Annotated in this window: 22 protein-coding genes; 13 read left to right on the forward strand and 9 right to left on the reverse strand. The window is 67.1% G+C overall.

Annotated elements, in window-relative coordinates; genetic code table 11:
* Nucleotides 1–86: 86 nt before the first annotated feature.
* The 8 genes from VIK36_RS19815 (at nt 87) to VIK36_RS19850 (ending at nt 9599) form a co-directional block, all read left to right on the forward strand.
* The gene (locus tag VIK36_RS19815; protein WP_324645322.1) at nt 87–1547 is read left to right on the forward strand and encodes a fumarylacetoacetate hydrolase family protein; all 1461 of its coding nucleotides are present in this window, start codon (nt 87–89) and stop codon (nt 1545–1547) included.
* A complete protein-coding gene (locus VIK36_RS19820) occupies nt 1540–2205 on the forward strand; it encodes a GntR family transcriptional regulator (protein ID WP_324643334.1) in 666 nt (221 codons plus the stop codon). Before VIK36_RS19815 ends, VIK36_RS19820 begins: the two co-directional genes overlap by 8 nt.
* Nucleotides 2206–2216: 11 nt before the next feature.
* A complete protein-coding gene (gene hpaE / locus VIK36_RS19825) occupies nt 2217–3728 on the forward strand; it encodes a 5-carboxymethyl-2-hydroxymuconate semialdehyde dehydrogenase (protein ID WP_324643335.1) in 1512 nt (503 codons plus the stop codon).
* Between the two features lie 36 nt (nt 3729–3764).
* Nucleotides 3765–4844, forward strand: coding sequence for a 3,4-dihydroxyphenylacetate 2,3-dioxygenase (gene hpaD, locus VIK36_RS19830; RefSeq protein WP_324643336.1), 1080 nt, complete (start codon nt 3765–3767; stop codon nt 4842–4844).
* Between the two features lie 2 nt (nt 4845–4846).
* Entirely contained in the window at nt 4847–5632 is a 786-nt protein-coding gene (gene hpaH, locus VIK36_RS19835) for a 2-oxo-hept-4-ene-1,7-dioate hydratase (protein WP_255173516.1), read from the forward strand.
* The gene (locus tag VIK36_RS19840) at nt 5617–6429 is read left to right on the forward strand and encodes an HpcH/HpaI aldolase/citrate lyase family protein (protein WP_324643337.1); all 813 of its coding nucleotides are present in this window, start codon (nt 5617–5619) and stop codon (nt 6427–6429) included. Before hpaH ends, VIK36_RS19840 begins: the two co-directional genes overlap by 16 nt.
* A 23-nt stretch (nt 6430–6452) precedes the next feature.
* Nucleotides 6453–7961, forward strand: a complete 1509-nt coding sequence (locus tag VIK36_RS19845) for an NAD-dependent succinate-semialdehyde dehydrogenase (protein WP_324643338.1) — start codon at nt 6453–6455, stop codon at nt 7959–7961.
* A gap of 228 nt (nt 7962–8189) precedes the next feature.
* Entirely contained in the window at nt 8190–9599 is a 1410-nt protein-coding gene (locus tag VIK36_RS19850; protein ID WP_324643339.1) for an aldehyde dehydrogenase family protein, read from the forward strand.
* A 71-nt stretch (nt 9600–9670) separates the two neighbouring features.
* Here VIK36_RS19850 and VIK36_RS19855 read toward each other — a convergent pair whose 3' ends face one another.
* The 6 genes from VIK36_RS19855 to VIK36_RS19880 form a co-directional block, all read right to left on the reverse strand.
* Entirely contained in the window at nt 9671–10057 is a 387-nt protein-coding gene (locus VIK36_RS19855) for a hypothetical protein (RefSeq protein WP_255175673.1), read from the reverse strand.
* A gap of 210 nt (nt 10058–10267) precedes the next feature.
* Nucleotides 10268–10693 (reverse strand): heat shock protein transcriptional repressor HspR, encoded by a 426-nt coding sequence (locus tag VIK36_RS19860; RefSeq protein ID WP_141159097.1) that lies wholly within the window; start codon nt 10691–10693, stop codon nt 10268–10270.
* 15 nt (nt 10694–10708) lie between these two features.
* On the reverse strand, nt 10709–11680 hold the full coding sequence (locus VIK36_RS19865; protein ID WP_255173520.1) for a DnaJ C-terminal domain-containing protein: 972 nt from the start codon (nt 11678–11680) through the stop codon (nt 10709–10711).
* Nucleotides 11681–11756: 76 nt separating this feature from the next.
* Nucleotides 11757–12458, reverse strand: a complete 702-nt coding sequence (locus VIK36_RS19870; RefSeq protein ID WP_324643340.1) for a nucleotide exchange factor GrpE — start codon at nt 12456–12458, stop codon at nt 11757–11759.
* A 3-nt stretch (nt 12459–12461) separates the two neighbouring features.
* Nucleotides 12462–14330, reverse strand: a complete 1869-nt coding sequence (dnaK, locus tag VIK36_RS19875) for a molecular chaperone DnaK (protein ID WP_324643341.1) — start codon at nt 14328–14330, stop codon at nt 12462–12464.
* 174 nt (nt 14331–14504) lie between these two features.
* Nucleotides 14505–14828: a transcriptional regulator gene (locus tag VIK36_RS19880; protein ID WP_324643342.1), complete on the reverse strand. Its 324-nt coding sequence runs from the start codon at nt 14826–14828 to the stop codon at nt 14505–14507.
* A gap of 97 nt (nt 14829–14925) precedes the next feature.
* On the opposite strand from VIK36_RS19880, the gene VIK36_RS19885 reads away from it, so the two are divergent.
* Entirely contained in the window at nt 14926–16173 is a 1248-nt protein-coding gene (locus VIK36_RS19885; RefSeq protein WP_324643343.1) for an MFS transporter, read from the forward strand.
* Between the two features lie 18 nt (nt 16174–16191).
* Here the strand turns inward: VIK36_RS19885 and VIK36_RS19890 are convergent, their stop codons facing one another.
* The gene (locus tag VIK36_RS19890; protein ID WP_255173524.1) at nt 16192–16488 is read right to left on the reverse strand and encodes a hypothetical protein; all 297 of its coding nucleotides are present in this window, start codon (nt 16486–16488) and stop codon (nt 16192–16194) included.
* Nucleotides 16489–16581: 93 nt separating this feature from the next.
* Nucleotides 16582–17328, reverse strand: a complete 747-nt coding sequence (locus VIK36_RS19895) for a TetR/AcrR family transcriptional regulator (RefSeq protein ID WP_324643344.1) — start codon at nt 17326–17328, stop codon at nt 16582–16584.
* Nucleotides 17329–17453: 125 nt separating this feature from the next.
* On the opposite strand from VIK36_RS19895, the gene VIK36_RS19900 reads away from it, so the two are divergent.
* Nucleotides 17454–18383 (forward strand): NAD-dependent epimerase/dehydratase family protein, encoded by a 930-nt coding sequence (locus VIK36_RS19900; protein ID WP_324643345.1) that lies wholly within the window; start codon nt 17454–17456, stop codon nt 18381–18383.
* 19 nt (nt 18384–18402) lie between these two features.
* Here the strand turns inward: VIK36_RS19900 and VIK36_RS19905 are convergent, their stop codons facing one another.
* The gene (locus tag VIK36_RS19905) at nt 18403–20604 is read right to left on the reverse strand and encodes an MMPL family transporter (protein WP_324643346.1); all 2202 of its coding nucleotides are present in this window, start codon (nt 20602–20604) and stop codon (nt 18403–18405) included.
* 203 nt (nt 20605–20807) lie between these two features.
* Here VIK36_RS19905 and VIK36_RS19910 point away from each other — a divergent pair, with 203 nt between their 5' ends.
* The 3 genes from VIK36_RS19910 to VIK36_RS19920 all read left to right on the forward strand — a co-directional run bounded on the left by VIK36_RS19910 (nt 20808) and on the right by VIK36_RS19920 (nt 22858).
* Entirely contained in the window at nt 20808–21308 is a 501-nt protein-coding gene (locus VIK36_RS19910) for a MarR family winged helix-turn-helix transcriptional regulator (RefSeq protein WP_255173527.1), read from the forward strand.
* Between the two features lie 29 nt (nt 21309–21337).
* On the forward strand, nt 21338–22156 hold the full coding sequence (locus tag VIK36_RS19915; RefSeq protein WP_255173528.1) for a methyltransferase domain-containing protein: 819 nt from the start codon (nt 21338–21340) through the stop codon (nt 22154–22156).
* Nucleotides 22157–22234: 78 nt separating this feature from the next.
* A complete protein-coding gene (locus VIK36_RS19920; RefSeq protein ID WP_255173529.1) occupies nt 22235–22858 on the forward strand; it encodes a LysE family transporter in 624 nt (207 codons plus the stop codon).
* The last annotated feature ends 21 nt before the right edge of the window (nt 22859–22879 follow it).

A 22879-nucleotide genomic window follows, 5' to 3' on the forward strand; every position in this document is an offset into this window, starting at 1 on the left:
AAAGCCCGGAAAACCAGGGGTTGACGGACCGCGCCGGATGGGTGATAGTGATCGTATACGATTTCGTACCTGATGAGGAGAAGGCTTTGGAGCAGGTCAACGGCGACACCCTGGCGGCAGCACGCAAAGTGATCGCAGTGCACATCAACTACCCCAGCCGGGCCGCCCAGCGGGGCCGCACCCCGGCGCAGCCGTCCTACTTCCTCAAGCCTTCCAGCTCGCTGGCACTGGGCGGAAGCCCCGTTGAGCGGCCCGCCGGCTGCGAACTGCTCGGTTACGAGGGTGAGATCGCCCTGGTGATCGGCAAGGCCGCCCGCCGTGTTTCGATTGAGGACGCCTGGAACCACGTCGCGGCCGTCACCGCCAGCAACGACCTCGGCGTGTACGACCTCCGCTACGCGGACAAGGGCTCCAACCTCCGGTCCAAGGGCGGCGACGGGTTCACCCCCGTGGGCCCGGCACTGATCCCGGCAGACGCCGTCGACCCCGCCAAGCTGCGCATCCGCACCTGGCACAACGGGGACCTGGTCCAGGACGACACCACCGGGGACCTGCTCTTCCCGTTCGCCCGGCTCGTCGCGGACCTGTCCCAGCTGCTCACGCTCGAGGAAGGTGACATCATCCTTACCGGCACCCCGGCCGGCGCCTCGGTCGCCAAGCCGGGCGACGTGCTGGAAGTGGAAGTGGGGACGATCGACGGCGGCCTGTCCACCGGCCGGCTGGTCACCACCGTTGAGGAAGGCACGACGGCGTTCGCGGACTTTGGTGCCCGGCCCAAGGTCGATGACCTGCAGCGGGAGGAAGCCTACGGTTCCCGTGAAGCCGCAGGGCTTCCCGCCGTCGGGCCTGTCCTGACCCCGGAGCTGAAAGCCAAGCTGGAGTCCGTCGCCACCGCCACCCTGTCCTCCCAGATGCGCAAGCGGGGCCTTAACAACGTCAGCATCGACGGACTGCAGGCCACCCGCCCGGACCGCCGCGTGGTGGGCCTGGCCCGCACTCTCCGCTACGTCCCCAACCGCGAGGACCTGTTCAAGACCCACGGCGGCGGCTTCAACGCCCAGAAGAAGGCCATCGACTCCGTGAACGAAGGCGAAATCCTGGTCATGGAAGCCCGCGGTGAAAAGGGAACCGGCACTGTGGGCGACATCCTGGCCCTCCGTGCCCAGGTCCGCGGTGCCGCGGCCATCATCACCGACGGCGGCGTCCGCGACTACTCCGCCGTGGCGGACCTGGAGATGCCCACCTACTTCGCCAATCCGCATCCGGCCGTGCTGGGCCGCCGCCACATCCCGTGGGACACGGACATCACCATCGCGTGCGGCGGAGCCACCGTCCAGCCCGGCGACATCATCGTGGCCGATTCCGACGGCATCCTGGTGATCCCCCCGGCCATCGCCGACGAACTGGTGGAGGACTGCATCCAGCAGGAGAAGGAAGAAACCTTCATCTTTGAGATGGTCAAGCAGGGCAACAGCGTGGACGGCCTCTACCCCATGAACTCCGAATGGCAGGCAAAGTACAACGAATGGGCAGGCACCAATGAGTGAGGCCACCATGGTTGCCGGCAGCAAGTCCGAGCAGGCCTACCAGGCCGTCAAGGCCAGGATCGTGGAAGGCACCTACACCCCCGGCTACCGGCTGGTCCTGGGCTCCATCGCCAAGGACCTGGGGTTCAGCGTGGTCCCCGTCCGCGAAGCCATCCGCCGGCTGGAAGCCGAAGGCCTGGTGACGTTCGAACGCAACGTGGGAGCCACCGTGGCCGGCATTGATCCCACCGAATACCTCTACACCATGCAGACCCTCAGCATCGTGGAAGGCGCCGCCACAGCGCTGTCTGCCCCGCTGATCGATCCCGCAGCCGTGGCCAGGGCCCGCGCCGTGAACGAAGAGATGCGCGAGTGCCTGAACCACTTCGACCCCGTCCGGTTCACGAAGCTCAACCAGGACTTCCACAGCGTCCTGTTCGAGCACTGCCCCAACCCGCACATCCTGGACCTGGTGCACCGCGGCTGGAACCGGCTCGCAGCCATCCGGTCCTCCACGTTCCGCTTCGTCCCGGGCCGCGCCCGCGAGTCCGTGGATGAACACGAAAACCTGCTGAAGCTCATCGAAACCGGAGCCGACACAGAGCAGATCGAAAAAGCCGCCAGGCTCCACCGCTCGGCAACCCTTGACGCATATCTCGCCCAAGCAAAGCACCAGTAAGGACTTCAACGATGACGACCTCAGTAGAAACTTCCAAGCACTACGTCCCTGAGGACCTGCCCACGCACATCCAGCACTACATCAACGGCCAATTCGTTGACTCCGTGGGCGGCAAGACCTTCGATGTCCTGGACCCGGTGTCCAACCGGAACTACGCCACCGCCGCGGCCGGCCAAAAGGAAGACATCGACCTCGCCGTCGCCGCAGCCCGCGAAGCGTTCGTGAATGGTCCTTGGCCGAAGATGAAGCCCCGCGAGCGGGCCCGGATCCTGAACAAGATCGCTGACGCCGTCGAAGCCCAGGAAGCGCGCCTCGCCGAACTGGAAACCTTCGACACCGGCCTGCCCATCACCCAGGCCAAGGGCCAGGCCCTCCGCGCCGCCGAGAACTTCCGCTTCTTCGCTGACCTGATCGTGGCCCAGTTTGATGACGCCATGAAGGTCCCGGGCTCGCAGATCAACTATGTGAACCGCAAACCGATCGGCGTCGCGGGCCTCATCACCCCGTGGAACACCCCGTTCATGCTCGAGTCCTGGAAGCTGGCCCCCGCGCTGGCCACCGGCAACACCGTGGTCCTCAAGCCGGCCGAGTTCACGCCGCTCTCCGCGTCGCTGTGGGCCACCATCTTCAAGGATGCCGGCCTTCCCGACGGCGTCTTCAACCTGGTCAACGGCCTGGGCGAGGAAGCCGGCGACGCGCTGGTGAAGCACCCGGACGTCCCGCTGATCTCCTTCACCGGCGAAACCACCACCGGCCAGACGATCTTCCGGAACGCCGCCGCCAACCTCAAGGGCCTCTCCATGGAGCTTGGTGGCAAGTCCCCCTGCGTCGTTTTCGCCGACGCCGACCTGGACGCCGCCATCGATTCCGCCCTGTTCGGCGTCTTCTCCCTCAACGGCGAACGCTGCACCGCCGGCTCCCGCATCCTGGTTGAGCGCGCCATCTATGACGATTTCTGCGAGAAGTACGCCGCCCGCGCAAAGAACATCGTGGTGGGCGATCCGCACAACCCCAAGACCCAGGTGGGCGCCCTGGTCCACCCCGAGCACTACGAAAAGGTGGCCTCCTACGTGGAGATCGGCAAGTCCGAAGGCCGGCTCCTGGCCGGCGGCGGCCGCCCCGACCACCTGCCCGAAGGCAACTACATCGCACCCACGGTGTTTGCCGACGTCGCGCCTGACGCCCGGATCTTCCAGGAGGAAATCTTCGGACCCGTCGTGGCCATCACGCCGTTCGAGAACGACGACGAAGCCCTCGCCCTGGCCAACAACACCAAGTACGGCCTGGCCGCCTACATCTGGACCCAGAACCTCACCCGGGCCCACAACTTCTCACAGAACGTCGAAGCCGGCATGGTGTGGCTGAACAGCCACAACGTCCGGGACCTGCGCACCCCGTTCGGCGGCGTCAAGGCCTCCGGGCTGGGCCACGAGGGCGGCTACCGCTCCATCGACTTCTACACCGACCAGCAGGCCGTGCACATCACGCTCGGTACCGTCCACACCCCCAAATTCGGCGCCTAAGCGCTCCCACCCACCTTTCAAAGAAGAGAGAATCCAATGACCAACTTCGTCCCCACCCCCACCGTCCCGGCACCGGACATCGTCCGCTGCGCCTACATGGAAATCGTGGTCACGGACCTCGCCAGGTCCCGTGAGTTCTACGTGGACGTCCTGGGCCTGCACGTCACCGAGGAAGATGAGAACAACATCTACCTGCGCTCCCTGGAGGAGTTCATCCACCACAACCTGGTGCTGCGCAAGGGTCCCATCGCCGCCGTCGCGGCCTTCGCCTACCGCGTGAAGTCCCCCGCCGAGGTGGACGCCGCCGAGGCCTACTACAAGGAGCTCGGCTGCCGGGTGGAGCGCCGCAAGGAAGGCTTCACCAAGGGCATCGGCGACTCCGTCCGCGTGGAGGACCCGCTGGGCTTCCCCTACGAGTTCTTCTACGAGGTGGAGCACGTGGAGCGCCTCACCCAGCGCTACGACCTCTACTCCGCCGGTGAACTGGTCCGTTTGGACCACTTCAACCAGGTGACCCCGGACGTCCCCAAGGGCCGCAAGTACCTGGAGGACCTTGGCTTCCGCGTCTCCGAGGACATCAAGGATTCCGACGGCGTCACGTACGCCGCGTGGATGCACCGCAAGCAGACCGTGCACGACACCGCCCTCACCGGCGGCAACGGCCCGCGCATGCACCACGTCGCGTTCGCCACCCACGAGAAGCACAACATCATCCAGATCTGCGACAAGATGGGCGCCCTGCGCATCAGCGACCGGATCGAACGCGGCCCCGGCCGGCACGGCGTCTCCAACGCCTTCTACCTCTACATCCTGGACCCGGACGGCCACCGCATCGAGATCTACACCCAGGACTACTACACCGGCGACCCGGACAACCCCACCATCACCTGGGACGTCCACGACAACCAGCGCCGCGACTGGTGGGGCAACCCCGTGGTCCCGTCCTGGTACACCGAGGCTTCCCTGGTCCTGGACCTGGACGGCAACCCGCAGCCGGTCATCGTCCGCGAGGAAAAGTCCGAGATGGCCGTGACCGTGGGCGCCGACGGCTTCTCCTACACCCGCAAGCCGGAGGGTGAAGCTGCCGAGGGCTTCAAGCTGGGAGTCCAGGTCTAACCATGCTCGAGCCGACGACGATTGAGGCCATCGCGGACGAACTGGTGCAAGCCGGCCGGACCCGCACCCCTGTCCCCCGCCTGACCGCCCGCTACCCCGAGATGACGGTGGAGGACTCCTACGCGGTGCAGCAGCTGTGGCGCCGCCGGAACGAGGACGCAGGCCGGACCCTGGTGGGGCGCAAGATCGGCCTCACGTCCAAGGCCATGCAGGCCGCCACCGGCATCACCGAACCGGACTACGGCGCCATCTTCGACGACATGGTGCTGGAAACCGGCTGCTCCGTGGAGTGGGACCGGTACACGCATCCGCGGGTGGAGGTGGAACTGGCGTTCGTCCTGAAAGACGGGCTGAAGGGCCCGGGCGTCACCATCTTCGATGTCCTGAAGGCCACCGACTACGTGGTTCCGGCCCTCGAAATCCTGGACTCCAGGATCGAGATGGAGGGCCGGACCATCGTGGACACCATCTCGGACAACGCCGCGATGGGTGCCATGGTGATCGGCGGCAACCCGGTCAAGCCGGACGCGGTGGACCTCCGCTGGGTCTCCGCCATCCTCTACAAGAACCAGACCGTGGAGGAAACCGGTGTGGCCGCCGGAGTCCTGGACCACCCTGCCAACGGGGTCCACTGGCTGGCCAACAAGATCGCCGCCCATGGTGACTCTTTGAAGGCTGGGGATATCATCCTGGCGGGGTCCTTCACCCGTCCCCTGTGGGTCTACAAGGGCGACACCGTGCACGCTGACTACGGCCCCCTGGGAGTTGTGACATGCCGTTTCGAGTAGAGGACACTTTCCGCTCCGCCTTGGCTGAAGCGGGCCGTCCGCTCGCCGGGATGTGGGTCTGCTCCGGCAGCCCGCTGATCGCCGAGCTCTGCGCCGGCGCCGGCCTGGACTGGCTCCTGGTGGACGCCGAGCACAGCCCCAACGGACTCGAATCCATCCTCGCCCAGCTGCAGGCCGTCCACGGCTACCCGGTCCACACCCTGGTCCGGCCGCCGGTCAACGACACCGTGGTGATCAAGCAGTACCTGGACCTTGGTGTGCAGAACCTGCTGATCCCCATGGTCAACTCCATGGCCGAGGCTGAAGCCGCGGTGGCCGCGACCCGCTACCCGCCGCAGGGTGTCCGCGGAGTGGGCTCCGCACTGGCCCGCGCCGCCCGCTGGAACCGGGTACCCGATTACCTGGCCCGGGCCAACGAGACCATCAGCGTCACGGTCCAGATTGAATCCACCGCCGCCGTGGCAGCGGTGGAGGACATCCTGAAGGTGGACGGGGTGGACGCCGTCTTTATTGGGCCGTCCGACCTCGCCGCCTCCATGGGCCTGCTGGGACAGCAGGAACACCCCGAGGTGCGCGCCGCCGTCGAACACTGCCTGTCAGCTGCCGCAGCGGCCGGGAAGCCCGCCGGTGTGAACGCCTTCAACCCGGACACGGCCCAGCATTACCTCACGAACGGCGCCGGCTTCATCCTGGTGGGCGCCGACGTCGCCATACTGGCCCGCGGCTCCGAAGCCCTCGCCGCAAAGTACATACCGCACCCGGGGGCTGGCCCTGACGAAACCCGTCCCAGCTACTGACCCTCCCTTCCTAAGGACTTCCCATGACAGTTACTGCTGCGCTGCCCCCTGCCCTCACACCGGAGCGCGAAGCCGCGCTCCTTGCTTCCGTGCCCACAGGTCTTTTGATTAACGGTGAGTGGGTGGAGGCGTCCGACGACGGCACGTTCGATGTGCACGACCCCGCCACCGGGAAGGTCCTCGCCACCCTCGCCTCCGCCACGAGCGCCGACGCGATCGCTGCGCTGGACGCGGCCGACGCCGCCCAGGCCTCCTGGGCACGGACCGCGCCACGGGTACGGGCCGAGATCCTCCGGAAGGCGTTCGACCTCGTGACGGAGCGGGCGGAGGACTTCGCGCTGCTGATGACCCTGGAAATGGGCAAGCCACTGGCCGAGGCCCGCGGCGAAGTAACCTACGGGGCGGAGTTCCTGCGCTGGTTCTCCGAGGAAACCGTCCGCGACTACGGCCGCTACCTCACCACGCCCGAAGGCAAAAACAAGATCCTGGTCCAGCACAAACCCGTCGGGCCCTGCCTGCTCATCACGCCCTGGAACTTCCCGCTGGCGATGGCCACCCGCAAGGTCGCCCCCGCCGTCGCTGCCGGCTGCACCATGGTCCTCAAGCCCGCCAAGCTCACGCCGTTGACGGCGCAGTACTTCGCGCAGACCATGCTCAACGCCGGCCTGCCCGCGGGCGTGCTGAACGTCGTCGCCTCGTCCTCGGCCTCGGGGATTTCCGGGCCGCTGCTGAAGGACTCCCGGCTGCGGAAGGTCTCGTTCACCGGGTCCACCCCGGTCGGCAAGCGCCTGATGGCCGACGCCGCGCAGAACGTCCTGCGCACCTCGATGGAGCTGGGCGGGAACGCTCCGTTCATCGTGTTCGAGGACGCGGACCTGGACGCCGCGGTTGAAGGGGCGATGGCGGCGAAGATGCGGAACATGGGCGAGGCCTGCACCGCGGCCAACCGCTTCCTCGTCCACGAAGCCGTGGCGCAGGAATTTACCCGGAAGTTCGCCGCCGCCATGGCAGCCCTGACCACCGGCCGCGGCACCGACCCGGACAGTAAAGTCGGGCCGCTGATCGACGCCGGCGCCCGCGACGACGTCCACACCCTCGTCACCGACGCCGTCCAGTCCGGGGCCGTAGCCGTCACCGGCGGCGCCCCCGTGGACGGGCCCGGCTACTTCTACCAGCCCACCGTCCTGGCCGACGTGCCCAACGATGCAGCCATCCTGGGCCAGGAAATCTTCGGGCCCGTCGCCCCCGTCACCACCTTCAGCAGCGAGCAGCAAGCCATCGAACTGGCCAACAACACCGAGTACGGTCTCGCGTCCTACCTCTACAGCCGGGACTTCAACCGACTCCTGCGGGTGGCGGAGCAGATCGAATTCGGGATGGTCGGGTTCAACGCCGGCGTCATTTCCAACGCCGCAGCACCCTTCGGCGGCGTCAAACAATCAGGCCTCGGACGTGAGGGCGGCTCCGAAGGCCTCGCCGAATACACCACCACCCAGTACATCGGCATCGCCGACCCCCGCGCGGCCCAATAAGACCGCCCAAACTGGCCCAGTTATCACTGCGGGACTCCGGAAACCCGGGGTCCCGCAGTCGTTAATCGCCCAAAAGTGGGCCAGTGTGACACACACCCGCCGGCGTTCGCTCCAGCACAACAGTCCTGCGCACAAAGACAAGAGCCTGGAACGGGGTGCAACCCACACTGGGAGTAACCCGCTACGCCGACCGGCTGGCGTCCTTGCCTACTCGAAGTGGAGTATCCCGTGGAAACCTATGATGCGCTTCTCGCGTCCATCGCCCCCGCCACCGGCACCGGCCGGACCATCCTTGACCCTGCCACCGGTGAAGCCGTGGGCGAAGCCCCCATCCACGGCCTCGACTACCTGGAAAACGCCGTCTCCGCCGCCGTCGCAGCCCAGCCGGCATGGGCCGCCCTGGGCCACGACGCAAGGTCCGCCGCGCTCCTCAAAGCAGCCGACGCCGTCGAACGCTCCGCCGAGGAACTCGCCCAACTGCTCTCCCGCGAGCAGGGCAAACCCCTCAACGGCCCCAACGCCCGCTTCGAAGTCGGCGCCTGCGTCGCGTGGCTCCGCGCCACCGCCGGCCTGCCGCTGGAACCGGAAACCATCGTGGACGACGGCGAGACCCGTGCCGAGCTGCACTACCGGCCCATCGGCGTCGTCGGCGCGATCGGCCCCTGGAACTGGCCCATGATGATCGCCGTCTGGCAGCTCGCCCCGGCCCTGCGCATGGGCAACGCCGTGGTGGTCAAGCCCTCGGGCAACACGCCGCTGTCCGTCCTGGCCCTGGTCAAGGTCCTCAACGAGGAACTCCCTGACGGCATCCTCTCGGTGGTTTCCTGCGGCCGCGAAGTGGGCGCCCGGCTCACCGACCACCCCGCCATCGGCAAGATCATGTTCACCGGTTCCACCGCCGGCGGCCGCGCCATCATCAAGTCCTCCGCGGACACCGTCAAGCGGCTCACCCTGGAACTGGGCGGCAACGACGCCGGCATCGTCCTGCCCGACGCCGACCCCAAAGCCATCGCCCAGGACATCTTCTGGGGCGCGTTCCTGAACACCGGCCAGACCTGCGCCGCGCTCAAGCGCCTCTACGTCCACGACAGCATCTACGACGCCGTCTGCGAGGAACTTGTGGCGGTTGCGAAGGCGATGCCCATGGGCAACGGCCTGGACGAGAACAACGTCCTGGGCCCGCTGCAGAACAAGGCCCAGTACGACGTCGTGGCGAACCTCGTGGAGGCAGCGAAGGCTTCCGGAGCACGCGTCCTGCTGGGCGGCGACCCGGATACCAGCCAGCCCGGCTACTTCTACCCCACCACCCTGGTAGCCGACATCGACAACGACAACCCGCTGGTGGCCGAGGAACAGTTCGGCCCGGCCCTGCCGATCATCCGCTACAGCACCATCGACGAAGCAGTGGAGAAGGCGAACGGACTCGACGTCGGACTGGGCGCCTCCGTGTGGTCCCCGGACCTGAAGGCCGCCCGCGACGTCGCAGCCCGGATCCAGGCCGGCACGGTGTGGATCAACCGGCACGGCGCCGTTGATCCGCGCATCCCCTTCGGCGGCGCGAAGCAGTCCGGTTACGGCGTGGAGTTCGGCGTCGAAGGCCTCAAAGCGCTCGGCGTCCCCCAGGTCATCAACGGCTGATCGGGACTTCAACGGCGGGGTCCTGCATGCAACCCGCATGCAGGACCCCGCTGTACTGTTGGCCGGTGTTGCTAGCCCATGGCCGGTGCGGCGGACGTCCGGCCGGCGAACTGCCGGCGGGCCCAGCGGGCGAGCTTCTTGCCCTTGCCCTTCCACCAGTTGTCCTCGTCCTTGTTGTAGTGGAAGCGGAAGACGATGGCCACCAGCACGAACATGCCCATCACCACGTCAACCCAGGACGACATCACCAGGGCGATGAAGACGGTCAAGGCGTTGGCCATGACCGACGGAATGGCCAAGGTCCGGAACACGGTGCTGGCCACGAAGCGCCGGTGCGACCTCGGGACGGACAACTCGCGGACCATGTCGAAGCAGACGCAGACCACCACGATGGTCTGGCCGATGGCCAGCAGGACCTGTCCTGGCACGGAGCCGCTGAAGGCAGCCACGGCTTCCATTCCCGGGCTCACGGCCGGGCCTTGCTGCTAAGAGCTTTGCTGAGAACTTTAAACACGGAAAACCCCCAGAACTTGCGGAACCATCGCCGCTGATCCGGCGATGGTTCCATTCAAGTTTCAGGGGGCTTTTCCGTCACGAGTAGTGGGTACTCTAATTTCGCGGAACGCCGGAATGCGGTACCTGCCGGCCTGGGTCCTACTGGCTTGGTTCTACTGCCCGATGGCCCGCGGCCGCCATACCACCATGGCCTGGGACCTCGGCCGGGGCCGCTGCCCACGCGCCAGGCTCACCACGTCACCGGCGGCGCCGGCAGCAAAGATCCGGGAGTCCACCGCCCGCGGACGGCGGCCCAGTTCCTCGGTGAGTTCCGAGATCCGGCTTTGGAGCGCGGCCACCTGGTTTTCGAGTTCCAGGATGCGCTTGATCCCCTCCAGCGACACACCCTCGTGGGACAGCCGCTGCACTTCGCGCAGCATGTTCACGTCACGCTGCGAGTAGCGCCGGGACTTGCCCGGGGCACGGCTGGGCTTCACGATGCCGAGCCGGTCGTACTGCCGCAGGGTCTGCGGGTGCATGTCCGCCAGCTCGGCAGCCACGGAGATCACGAAGATCGGCTGGTCAGCACTGATGTCCACGGCTCACCTCCGCTCCTAGAGCCGGGCCTTGGCTGCCAGGCCCTCACGGACATCCGCCGACGACGTGGCTTCGGCGAATGCCTTGACCGCAGCTTCGGCATCCTTGTTGAGATTCTTGGGAACCGCGACGTCGATGGTCACCAGGAGGTCGCCCGTGGCCTTGGACGTCTTCACGCCTTTGCCCTTGACCCGCAGGGTACGGCCCGACGGCGTGCCCGCCGGGACGCGCACCTTCACCTTTTCGCCGTCGATGGTGGGAACCTCGATGTCCGCTCCCAAAGCAGCCTCCGGAAAGGTGACGGGTACGTGGATGCGGAGGTTGTCGCCGTCGCGCGTGTAGAAGGCGTGCGGTTGGACGGAAACGGACACCACCAGATCGCCGTTGCCGGCGGCACCGGGCTGGCCCTTGCCGCGCACACGGACCTTCTGGCCGTCCTTGATGCCGGCCGGAACGCGGACGTCGATGACCTCGCCACTGGGCTCGCGCAGGCCGATGGTGGTCCCGCGGATGGACCCGGCGAAGGAAATGCTGGTGGTCGCGGTACGGTCGGCACCCTTCTGCGGGGTGCGCTGGAAACCGGGTGCGCCGCCGAAGCCGCCGAAGAGGTCTGCGAACTCGGGCGGGATCCCGCCGCCGGCGGGGTTGAACCCTCCGGCGTGACGCCCGGTGTTGCCGGTGAACAGGCCGCCGAACATGTCCTCGAAACCGCCGTTCGTGGCGCCGGCGCCGCCGGGAGCAAAACGTGCACCGCTGCCCATGGCCCGGATCGCGTCATACTGCTGGCGCTCATCGGGATCCGAAAGCACCGAATAGGCCTCGGAGATGTCCTTGAACTTCTTCTCGGAAGCAGCATTCCCCGCGTTCGTATCAGGGTGGTGCTGCCGCGCAAGCTTCCGGTAGGCCTTCTTGATATCGGCTTCGGAAGCGTCCTTGGCAACACCAAGGATCTTGTAAAAGTCCTTGTCCACCCAATCCTGGCTAGCCAATGGCGTTTCCTTTCAAAAGTTATGGGTCGGTGGTTGAGCCAGCCGGAACCGGCCGGCTCAACCACCGAAGGTAATGCTACGCAGGGACCGCGACGATGACCTGGGCTGCGCGGAGGACGCGTTCTCCTGATTTGTAGCCTGAGCGGAGGACCTGGCTGACAGTGTCAACCTCAATGTCCTCGCCGGGTTGCTGGATCAGGGCCTCGTGGATCGTGGGATCGAACTCCACACCGGTCTCGTTGATGCGGACCAGGCCGTAGGTCTTCAGCGCGTTCTCCAGTTTCGTGGCGATCGCGGCGAAGGGACCGTCGGTCAGGTCACCGTGCTGCCGGGCGGCATCGACGTCGTCCAGGACCGGGAGCAGGGAGTTCAGGACGCCGATGACGGCCATTTCCCCTGCCACGGCGCGGTCGCGTTCAACCCGCTTGCGGTAGTTGACGTACTCAGCCTGGAGGCGGAGCAGGTCATTGCGCAGTTCGGCTGCCTCGGCGTTGCCGGTGGACCCTGCCGGAGCCCCCTGGGCCACGGATTCCTCGGCCGGCACGTCCACGCCGTTGAGAATCTCCTCGGCCTGGGCCAGCGCGTCGCCGTCGGAATCCGCTGCTCCGGCCTGGGCCCCGGCCCCGGGGGCGGACTGGCCGCCCTCGGGGTGCCGGGCCTGCCCGGTCACCGGGTCAACCTTGCGGTGGTCCCGGATGACCGGCTCCTGGCCGTTGCCCTGCGTGTTCTGCTGGCCGGCGGATGCGTTGTGCTCTTCCTCGTTACCGTGGTGCGGCATGGTTTACTTCTTCGCTTCGTCTTCGTCGATGATCTCGGCGTCGACGATGTCTTCGTCGGAGGAACCTGCCGAAGCTCCGGCGGCACCCTCAGCGCCGGGAGCGGCTGCACCGTCCGGGGAACCGGCCTGGGAGTAGATGGCCTCGCCGAGCTTGGTCTGGGAAGCCTGCAGCTTCTCGAACGCGGTCTTCACGGCGGCATCGTCGGTGCCTTCGAGGGCCTTCTTGAGGGCGTCGACGTCGGCCTGGACCTCGGTCTTGACCTCTTCGGGCAGCTTGTCCGCGTTGTCGGCGATCAGCTTGTCCACGGAGTAGGCCAGCTGCTCGGCCGTGTTGCGGGTGTCGGTCGCCTCGCGGCGGGCCTTGTCCTCGGCTGCGTGCTCTTCGGCGTCACGGACCATGCGGTCGATGTCTTCCTTGGAGAGGCTGGAGCCACCGGTGATGGTCATGGACTGTTCCTTGCCGGTGCCCTTGTCCTTTGCGGAGACGTGGACGATGCCGTTGGCGTCGATGTCGAACGTGACCTCAACCTGGGGAACGCCGCGCGGTGCGGGAGCGATGCCGGTCAGCTCGAACGTGCCCAGCGGTTTGTTGTCCCGGGTGAACTCGCGCTCGCCCTGGAAGACCTGGATGGCCACGGACGGCTGGTTATCGTCGGCCGTGGTGAAGGTCTCGGACCGCTTGGTGGGGATGGCGGTGTTGCGCTCGATCAGGTGCGTCATCACGCCACCCTTGGTCTCGATGCCGAGGGACAGCGGGGTGACGTCGATCAGGAGGACGTCCTTGCGCTCACCCTTCAGCACACCGGCCTGCAGGGCTGCACCGACTGCCACGACCTCGTCCGGGTTGACGCCCTTATTGGGTTCCTTGCCGCCGGCCAGTTCCTTCACCAGCTCGGACACGGCGGGCATACGGGTTGAACCGCCCACCAGCACGATGTGGTTGATGTCGGAAAGCTTGATGCCGGCTTCCTTGATGACGTCGTGGAACGGCTTCTTGGTGCGCTCCAGCAGGTCCTTGGTGAGGTCCTGGAACTTGGCGCGGGTCAGCTGCTCGTCCAGGTGGACCGGGCCGTCGGGGGTGACGGACAGGTACTGGAGGGAGACGTTGGTGCTGGACGAGGAGGAGAGTTCCTTCTTGGCCTGCTCGGCTGCTTCGCGGAGGCGCTGCAGGGCGATCTTGTCCTTGGAGAGGTCGATGCCCTTTACCTTGAGCTGGTTCAGCAGGTAGTCGACAACCCGCTGGTCCCAGTCGTCGCCGCCGAGCCGGTTGTCACCGGCGGTGGCGCGCACCTGGATGGTGGAGAAGTTGTCTTCGTCCTTGCCGACTTCCAGCAGGGAGACGTCGAAGGTACCGCCGCCGAGGTCGAAGACCAGGATGAGTTCATCTTCCTTGCCCTTGTCCAGGCCGTAGGCGAGTGCTGCGGCGGTGGGCTCGTTGACGATGCGCAGGACGTTCAGGCCTGCGATCTCGCCGGCTTCCTTGGTGGCCTGGCGCTCGGCGTCGTTGAAGTAGGCCGGGACGGTGATGACGGCGTCGGTGACCTTTTCACCCAGGTAGGACTCGGCGTCGTTCTTCAGCTTCATGAGGATACGCGCGGAGATTTCCTGCGGGGTGTACTTCTTGGAGTCGATGTCCACCTTCCAGTCGGTGCCCATGTGGCGCTTGACCGAAGCGATGGTGCGCTCGATGTTGTTGACGGCCTGGCGCTTGGCGATCTCGCCAACCAGGACCTCGCCGGACTTGGAGAATGCAACGACCGACGGCGTGGTGCGGCCACCCTCGGCGTTGGCAATAACGGTGGGCTCGCCACCTTCGAGAACGGAGACGACGGAGTTGGTGGTTCCGAGGTCGATACCTACTGCACGTGACATGTGTTGCTTCCTTCTTTCCTTGGAAACTGGTTGGCGCCCTAAGCGTTGAGCGTTCTGCACTCAACTCTACTCAGCCGCCAAAGGATGTCAACACAAGTTGAGTGAACTACGCTCACCTTTGCTCAGGGCGTACAACAGCGCACGACGGCGGCACGCGCCGGCAGGGCGGAGGCGTCAGTCCGCGCCGGGCGCGTCCAGGACCGCGGCGAGCAATCCGGGGAACCGGGCATCAAGGTCCTCGGCGCGCAGGGTCAGCCTGCGGCCGCGCCCGTTGGCCTCGTTCCGGATGATGCCTGCCTCGCGGAGCACCTTCATCAGGTGGGACTTGGTGGACTTGGGCATCTCCGGATCGCCGAGGGTGCATTCGGCCATGTCGAGGGGGCCGGCACGGAGCTGGCGTGCGATTTCCAGCCGGTCGGGATCGCTCAGGGCGAAGAGCACACTGGGCAAGTGGAGGTCCGCGCGTTCGGGATGGGTGAGGTTCGCCGAGGTAGCCACGGTTCGACTTTAGTTGAACCTTCGCGGACATGCCAGTAGTCTGAGGTTTCGATTATTTTCGAACCAACCACACCCCCAATGCAGAAGGCGGCATGTTGTGACGCACCCACCCGCAGTCCGGCCCAGAGAGTCGCACCGGCGGCTGGGTTTCGTCCTCATTGCCGCCGCCACGGCAGCCATGATGGCCGGAGCCAGCGCGCCGTCCCCGTTCTACCCCACCCTGCAGGAGCAGCTGCACCTGCTGCCGGTGGCCACCACCGGGATCTTCGCCGTCTACGCCGTGGCCCTCCTGGCGGCCCTGCTGGTCTTCGGTTCCATCTCCGACCACCTCGGCCGCCGCCCGGTCATCAGCGCGGCATTCCTCCTGCTCGCCGGCAGCGTCGTGACCTTCCTGGCAGCCGATTCGCTGGCGATGCTGCTGGCGGCCCGCGTCCTCCAGGGGGTGGCCAGCGGCATCCTCCTCACCACGCTCTCCGCGGCCATCGCCGATCTGGAACCGGAGGATGACCCGGGCTCCAGCGCCGCCTGGAACACGGTGGCACCCTTGGGCGGCCTGGCCCTGGGCGCGCTGGCATCGGGCCTGCTGCTGGACCTCCTCGCGGAGCCCCGCGTGCTGGTGTTCGTCTCGCTCTCGGTCCTGTACGTGGCGTTCGCCGCACTGGTGTGGGCCTGCCCGGAAACCTCACCCCGCACGGCCGGGGCCGCGGCTTCACTCAAGCCGCACCTGACCCTGCCGCCGGCCGCACGCCGCGCATTCCTCACCGGCGCCCCGGCCGTTTTTGCCGGCTGGGCCACGGGCGGGCTGTACCTCTCCCTTGGCGCCGCGATCGTGCACACCACTTTCGGCATCCGGGAGCATCTGTGGCAGGGCATGGTGATCACCATCCTGGCGGGGACAGGAGCCGCGTCGGCGGCCTTCCTGCACCGCTTTGGAGCCCGCACCATCACCATTTTCGGCACCACGGCGCTGGCCGTGGGGACCGCACTGTCGCTGCTGGCCCTCGGCCTGGATTCGTTTGGCCTGTTCCTGGCCGCTGTGGTGGTGGCAGGCGCCGGTTTCGGCACTGCCTTCATGGGCGTCATCCGGTCCATCAGCCCGCTGGTGGAGGATCATGAACGCGCCGGGACTTTTGCCTCGCTCTTCGTCGTGGCCTACACGGCCTTCGGCGTTCCGGCAGTGCTGGCAGGCCTGCTTGCCCCCATCCTGTCCCTCCCGGTCACCACCTACGCCTATGGCAGCCTGGTGACGGTCCTGGCTGCGGTGGCAGCCATCAGCCGCGCCCGCAGCAAGGACGCCCAACCCACCAACGAGGACGGCCTGGTAGCGGCGGACGCCGTCGGGTAAGGGGACCCTTGCGGGTGCCTACCGGCTGGAGTCGGGGCGCCCATGGAGCGGTCCGCGCTCCTCATCGGTCGCCTGGACCTGGCCGTCGGTGAGGCCCTCGCGGACGGCACGCTCCGTCCGGGCGCCTCCGGTGGTGCCGGCGTCGCCGTAGTCGCCTTCCTCGTATTCGCCATCCGAAACGTCACGGTCGGGCTCGTTGAGGGTGCCGGCGTCGCCATAGTCCCCGTCCACGTACTGGCCGCCTTCCCCCTCCAGACCGGGTGCACTGCCGCCCTTGCGGGGCTCCTCGGCTGCAACTTCAGGATTCTCAGTCATGGTGCATCTCTCCTTTGAGGCTCCGCGTCCGTCCGGGCGCACTGGCAGTCTATCGACGGGGCGGGCGCACCAACAGGCCTTGAACCGCCCCCGTCAGGAGGGCTGCACCGGCAGCCCCGCGGTCCCTGCCAGGACGGCGAGGTGATGGTCGAAGAGTTCATGCGGTGCCCGGAAGGTGTCCGGCCCGTACTGGTTGAACACTTCGAAGCTGACGGCACCAAACAGGGAGCTCCACACCAAAACGCCCCGCGCCACCAGCTCGTCCGGAATGGCCAGCCCGAATTCCCGGCGGATGGCCTCCAGGTCGGCGGCCAGGGTAGGCGGAAGCTGCGGGAATGGTCCCGCAACCGCCAACTGCCCCGCCCGGGAGGCGGCGTCCAGGATGCCGATGAGGCTGACGATGACGCGCGTGCCGGGGGCCGTCGTGCGCTCGGCCGGGGCGTTGTAGCCGGGAACCGGGCTGCCGAACAAGAGCGCATAGCTGGCAGGCTCGCGCAGCGCCCACGTCCTGACGGCTCCACCCAGGGCCAGGAACCGGCCAAGATGATCGCCCTCCGGCGCCGCCGCAACGGCCGCGTCCACCTCATCCCCCAGTTCGCCGAAGGCATCGATAAGCAGCAGCGTAAGCAGTTCGTCCCGGCTCTCCACGTAGCGGTAAACGGCGGAGGACACCACTCCCAGATCCCTTGCCACGGCCCGCAGGGAGAGGGCCGCCGCACCGTCGGTGGCCAGGTGCTGCCTGCCCAGCCGGACAATGTCCGCCACGGTCTGCGACCGCGCGCGCTGCCGGGGCGTCAGGGGCCGGGGCTGGTGGGCGGTTGTTCCGCGGGCATCATCCATGACTTCAGCATGCCACAAGCGAGAGCGCGGGGAGCTAAAGAGAGCACTGCTCTTGACTTTGCGATCCTGGACGCGCATTCTTGTCTTCGAGAGCACTGCTCTCATTTACTGAAAGGGAGACAGAAGTGCCTGACGTATGTGCTGTGACCGGGGCGGGACCCGTGGGCTGGACGGTAGCGGAACAATTGGCGGACCGGGGACGGCAGGTGCGCGTCCTGACCCGGTCGGGCAGCGGACCGGACCACCCGCTCATCGAGCGCATCAGCGGGGATGCCAAGGACCCGGCGGTTCTGCGCACTGCCTTTGCCGGCGCCAAAGCCGTCTTCCATTGCATCCACGGATCGGCGTACACGGCGGCGGCGTGGCGGGCGGAGCTGCCTGCCGCCGAGCAGGCAGTGCTCAGCGCCGCGCAGGAGGTGGGCGCCGTCGTCGTCTTCCCTGAAAGCCTCTACTCCTACAGCGAGCCGGACCGCGTGATCACCGAGGCCGGCCCGCGTCGGGCCACCGGGGGCAAGCGCGGTGTGCGGACGGACCTGCTGCAGGCCCGCGAGGCCTCAGCCACGCCCACGGTAAGCGTGGTGGCCGGCGACTTCTTTGGGCCGCGCGTCCGGATGGCGCACGCCGGCGAGCGCATGGTGGCGCCGGTCCTTGCAGGAAAGAACGTCAGCGTGATCGGAAGCGCCAGCCAGCCGCACTCGTTCACCTACGTACCCGACCTGGCCGGTGCCATGATCGCGGCCGCTGACCAACCGTCCGCCTGGAACGCCGTGTGGCATGCCCCGACGGGGCCGGCGCGCACGCAGAAGGAACTTGCTGCGGCCTTCGCTGCGGCGGCGGGACGGCCCGCCCCGAAGGTGCGCGTCCTTCCCGGCTGGACACTCCGGGCGGCGGCGCTCGTTTCAGCCGGCGCCCGCGAGCTGGCGGAGATGCTGTACCAGTTTGAGCGGCCCTTCGTCATGGACTCCGCAGCTTCCGAGGCCGCGCTTGGAGTCAGCCACACGCCGCTGGAAACGGCTGCTGCCGCCACCGTGGAATGGTGGCGGCAGCAGCGTTAATCCGGGCGGAGCGCAGGGGCTAGCGGGTGGGAACCTCTTCCCGGGGCTCGACGCCGGGCTCCCGCGGCTGCACGGCGTCCCGGCCATCGGTCCGCCCCAGCTTGCTGGGCCACCAGATCTTCGGCCCGATGTCGTAGGCCAGGGCCGGCACCAGCAGCGAGCGCACCAGCACGGTATCGAGCAGGACGCCGAATGCCACGATGAAGGCCAGCTGCACCAGGAACATGATGGGGATGACGCCAAGGGCGGCGAACGTCGCGGCCAGCACCACGCCGGCCGAGGTAATGACGCCGCCGGTCACCACCAGGCCGCGCAGGATGCCGGGCCGGGTGCCGTGCTTGAGCGATTCCTCGCGGACGCGGCTCATCAGGAAGATGTTGTAGTCCACGCCCAGGGCCACCAGGAAGACGAAGCCGAACAGCGGAACGGTGGCGTCGGCTCCCGGGAAACCGAAGAGGTTGTTGAACACGAAGGCCGACACTCCCAGCGCGGCCGCGTAGGACACCACCACGGAGAGCACCAGCAGGACCGGGGCCACAATGGAGCGCAGCAGCAGCATCAGGATGAAGAGGATCACCACCAGGACCACCGGGATGATGACCACCAGGTCATGCTGGGCGGTGGTGCTGGTGTCCAGCGCCGTGGCTGTCACGCCACCCACCAGGGCGCCGGGATCAACGGCCTTCACCTCGGTGCGCAGGGCCTTGATGGTCTCCTCCGCCTCCAGCGAGTCCGCGGCGTTCTTCAGCGTGGCGTTGATGAGGACCTTCCCGTCCCGGACGTCCGGTGCGGTGGGAGCGCCCGGGGCTCCGGTGACGGGCACGCTGCCGCGGCCCAGCAGGTAAGCCTCGCCCACGCCGTCGTCGGCTTTCACCTTGTCCAGCACCTCCGCGGCTTTGCCCTGGTCGGCAACCACGACGGCGGGGCTGCCGCTGCCGGCGTCGAAGTGGCGCGCCAACGCGTCCTGGCCGTCCACAGCGTTGGACGCGGTGAGGATGACGTCCGTCTGCGGCACGCCGTTGGCTTTCAGCTGGAACAGTCCGCCCGCGGCCACGAGGAGCAGGAGGACCGAGGCGACCCAGACGGTCCTGGGTCGCCGCGAAACGAGCGACCCGGTGGCCCGCCACAGGCCCTTCTGGCCCTCCAGTCCGGTGACCAGTTCGGGTTCACGCTGGTCTGCGGGGAGGAGCTTGGGGCGGAACGGCCAGAACGCGGCGCGGCCGAGCAGTGCCATCAGGGCGGGCAGCAGGGTCAGTGCGGCGAACAGAGCGCAGAGGATGCCTGCGGCGGCCACCGGGCCCAGGGCCTTGTTGGAGTTCAGGTCGGAGAAGAGCAGGCACAGGAGCGCGATGATTACGGTGGCGCCGGAAGCCAGGATGGGCTCGAAGGACGCCTTCCAGGCGGTCAGGACGGCGGCCGTGCGGTTGGTGGTGTGGGTAAGGGCCTCGCGGAAGCGGGCCACGAAGAGCAGGGCGTAGTCGGTGGCGGCACCGATCACCAGGATGGAGAGGATGCCCTGGCTTTGTCCGTTGAGCTGGATCCAGCCCGCCCTCGCCATGCCGAAGACCAGCAGGATGGCCGCACACAGGGCAAACACGGATGTCAGCAGAACCATGATGGGCAGCAGCAGGGACCGGTAGACGATCAGGAGGATCACAAACACGGCGGAGAGGGCCACGAGCAGGAGAATGCCGTCAATGCCGCCGAAGGCCGCCGTCAGGTCTGCCGCGAGGCCGGCCGGACCGGTCACGAAGGTCCGGGCACCGTCCGGCGCCGCCTCTTCCACCGTACTGCGGAGTTCCTTGACGGCATCCTTGATTTCGTCCGAGGACCCAATGGGAACCACGAACTGGACGGCCTTGGCATCCTTGGACGGAATTGGGCCAATGACAGTGCTGCCCAGCTTGAGGTTCTCCAGGCCGGTCTTCAGGGTGGCCAGCTCCCCGAGCTGCTGGGGCGTGAAGGCCCCGTCCTGCTCGATGACGATGATGCCGGGAACCTCATCGGAGTCGCGGAACTTCGCCTGCCAGTCCTGCGCCTCCGTGGCCTCGGCGCTGGCGGGCAGGAAGGATGCCTGGTCGTTGGAGGAGACCTCCTCCAGGCGGCCGAAGGTGGGTCCGCCGACCCCGGCCAGTCCCAGCCACGTCAGCACCAGGACAACGGGGACCAGCCAGCGCAGCCAGAACGGAACGCGTTCCCTGCCAACTTTTGTGCGTTTCATGATGCCTTCCATGGTGAGCGTGGGGAGTAGTATTTGTTCCAGCATAGATTATCTCCATAACAGAGATAAGTGCCAGTCAAGCTTTTTTGGTGATTGGCCCCCACTTTGCAGCGGCGGCAGCCGTCGATGCCCGCCGCTGGAGTAATATCCGTCAGGACGCCGGCGCAGGAAATGGGCCGGGAGCAAAGACAAGGGAGGTGGAGATGGCAGAAACAGACGCCCCCCAGCCATCCCCCTTCGAACAGGCGGGCCCGCAGTTCGGCCACCCGCTGCTCCGGATCCTGCAGGAGTTCACCATCGAGGCGAACCGGTACGTGGATGCCGCCGGGGACCGCAAGGACATGCACCGTACGGACATGAACGCACTCGCCGTGATCATGCGCCACACCGCCAGGGGCAACGTGGTCACGCCCGGGCTGCTGCGGAAGGAACTCAACCTGAGCTCCCCCGCCACCACGGCACTGATCGACCGGCTGGACAACTCCGGGCACGTGGTCAGGGAGCGGCACAGCACGGACCGGCGGCAGGTCCAGCTGAAGATGACCCCCAAGGCCTTCCAGGAGGGCGGCGCCATCTTCGCCCCGCTGGCGCAGCGCATGGGCAGTGCCATGGCCGGGTTTACTGAAGAGGAACTGGATACCGTCACCCGCTTCATGACGGCGATGATCGATGCCACCGTGGCGGCAAGGACAGAATCCGGGTAGCCTCCGCTCCCAAGGGGTAGCGTTTGGTTATGAGCGACCAGCAGCCTGAAGACGACGTCTACACGCATGGCCACCACGAGTCCGTAGTCCGCGCCCACGCCGCCAGGACTGCCGAAAATTCGGCCGCGTTCGTCCTCCCCCACCTCACACCGGGATCCACCCTGCTCGACGTCGGGTGTGGGCCGGGCACCATCACCTGCGACTTCGCAGCCCTGGTCAACCCCGGCAAAGTCACCGGCCTGGACCGTTCGCCGGACATCGTGGCACAGGCCCAGGCCCTCGCCGTCGAGCGGGAAGTGCCCAACATCGAATTTGTGGCAGGCAACATCTACGACGTGGACTTCGCCGACGAAACGTTCGACGTCGTCCACGCCCACCAGGTGCTCCAGCACCTCACAGACCCCGTCGAGGCATTGCGCGAGATGCGCCGCGTCGCCAAACCCGGCGGCATCGTGGCCGTCCGGGACGCAGACTTCCACGGCATGAGCTGGTACCCGGAGATCCCGGAACTGGACGAGTGGATGGACCTTTACCAGCGGATTGCCCGGCGCAATGGAGCAGAGCCCGACGCCGGGCGGCGGCTGGTCAGCTGGGCCCAGTCTGCGGGATTCACCGACGTCGCCCCCACCAGCAGCAACTGGCTTTACGCCACGGCGCAGCAGCGCCGCTGGCAGGCACGCGTCTGGGGTGAGCGGGTGCTCCATTCCGCCTTCGCCGAGCAGGCGCTGGAGTACGGATTCGCCAACGCGGCCGACCTCGCCCGGATCTCAGCGGGCTGGCACCGCTGGGGCTCCACGGACGACGGCTGGTTCCTGATCCCGAACGGTGAGGTCATCGCGCGGGCCTAGGTTGCATTGCCCCAGCCCTGGCCCGCCGGCCCCTGCGGCTGACGGAAAGACAGGCCTTTGCCCCCGTAAGATTGTGTAGTGCAATTTTCCCTGTGGCTGGCCCTTGCGGGTGCCGGCGCCCTGATCAGCTTCACCCCGGGCGCCGGGGCCATCAACACCATGAGCAACTCGCTGAATGCGGGGTTCCGCCGGTCCATTTGGGGAATTCTGGGCCAGCAGGCGGCGCTGGTCGTGCATGTCCTGATTGTCGCCCTCGGCGTTGGCGTGCTGGTGGCCAGCTCTCCCCTTGCCTTCAACGTGATCCGCTACGCGGGCGCGGCCTACCTGGTGTACCTGGGCATCCGCCAGTTCCTCAGCAAGCCCACGATGGCACAGGAGCAGGCCGCTGCCCTCCGGAACGAACCCGCCTGGTCCATCTTCAGGCGCGGCTTTTGGGTCAACCTGCTGAACCCGAAGGCCATCGTGTTCTTCCTGGCCTTCACCCCCCAGTTCATCCGGCCGGAACAGCCTTTGTTCACCCAGTACGCGGTGCTGACGGCCACCATTGTGGTCATCGATATTTTGGTGATGTGGTTCTTCTTTGCCGCCGCCGCCAGGTCATTCCAGCGCTTCACCAGCACGGAACGGGGCCAGCTGGTCCTCAGCAGGGTGTTCGGCGCCCTGTTCGTGGGGGTGGGCATCCTGCTGGCCCTGATCCACTGACGGGACTGGTTCGCGACGGCG

This window comes from Pseudarthrobacter sp. LT1 (genome assembly GCF_035621795.1).
GTDB lineage: Bacteria > Actinomycetota > Actinomycetes > Actinomycetales > Micrococcaceae > Arthrobacter.

Coding starts and splice junctions, on each gene's coding strand:
- VIK36_RS19820 (WP_324643334.1), top strand. CDS start 1,540: ATGAGTGAGGCCACCATGGTTGCCGGCAGCAAGTCCGAGCAGGCCTAC.
- hpaE (WP_324643335.1), top strand. CDS start 2,217: ATGACGACCTCAGTAGAAACTTCCAAGCACTACGTCCCTGAGGACCTG.
- hpaD (WP_324643336.1), top strand. CDS start 3,765: ATGACCAACTTCGTCCCCACCCCCACCGTCCCGGCACCGGACATCGTC.
- hpaH (WP_255173516.1), top strand. CDS start 4,847: ATGCTCGAGCCGACGACGATTGAGGCCATCGCGGACGAACTGGTGCAA.
- VIK36_RS19840 (WP_324643337.1), top strand. CDS start 5,617: ATGCCGTTTCGAGTAGAGGACACTTTCCGCTCCGCCTTGGCTGAAGCG.
- VIK36_RS19845 (WP_324643338.1), top strand. CDS start 6,453: ATGACAGTTACTGCTGCGCTGCCCCCTGCCCTCACACCGGAGCGCGAA.
- VIK36_RS19855 (WP_255175673.1), bottom strand. CDS start 10,057: ATGGAAGCCGTGGCTGCCTTCAGCGGCTCCGTGCCAGGACAGGTCCTG.
- VIK36_RS19870 (WP_324643340.1), bottom strand. CDS start 12,458: ATGCCGCACCACGGTAACGAGGAAGAGCACAACGCATCCGCCGGCCAG.
- dnaK (WP_324643341.1), bottom strand. CDS start 14,330: ATGTCACGTGCAGTAGGTATCGACCTCGGAACCACCAACTCCGTCGTC.
- VIK36_RS19890 (WP_255173524.1), bottom strand. CDS start 16,488: ATGACTGAGAATCCTGAAGTTGCAGCCGAGGAGCCCCGCAAGGGCGGC.
- VIK36_RS19895 (WP_324643344.1), bottom strand. CDS start 17,328: ATGGATGATGCCCGCGGAACAACCGCCCACCAGCCCCGGCCCCTGACG.
- VIK36_RS19905 (WP_324643346.1), bottom strand. CDS start 20,604: ATGAAACGCACAAAAGTTGGCAGGGAACGCGTTCCGTTCTGGCTGCGC.
- VIK36_RS19910 (WP_255173527.1), top strand. CDS start 20,808: ATGGCAGAAACAGACGCCCCCCAGCCATCCCCCTTCGAACAGGCGGGC.
- VIK36_RS19915 (WP_255173528.1), top strand. CDS start 21,338: ATGAGCGACCAGCAGCCTGAAGACGACGTCTACACGCATGGCCACCAC.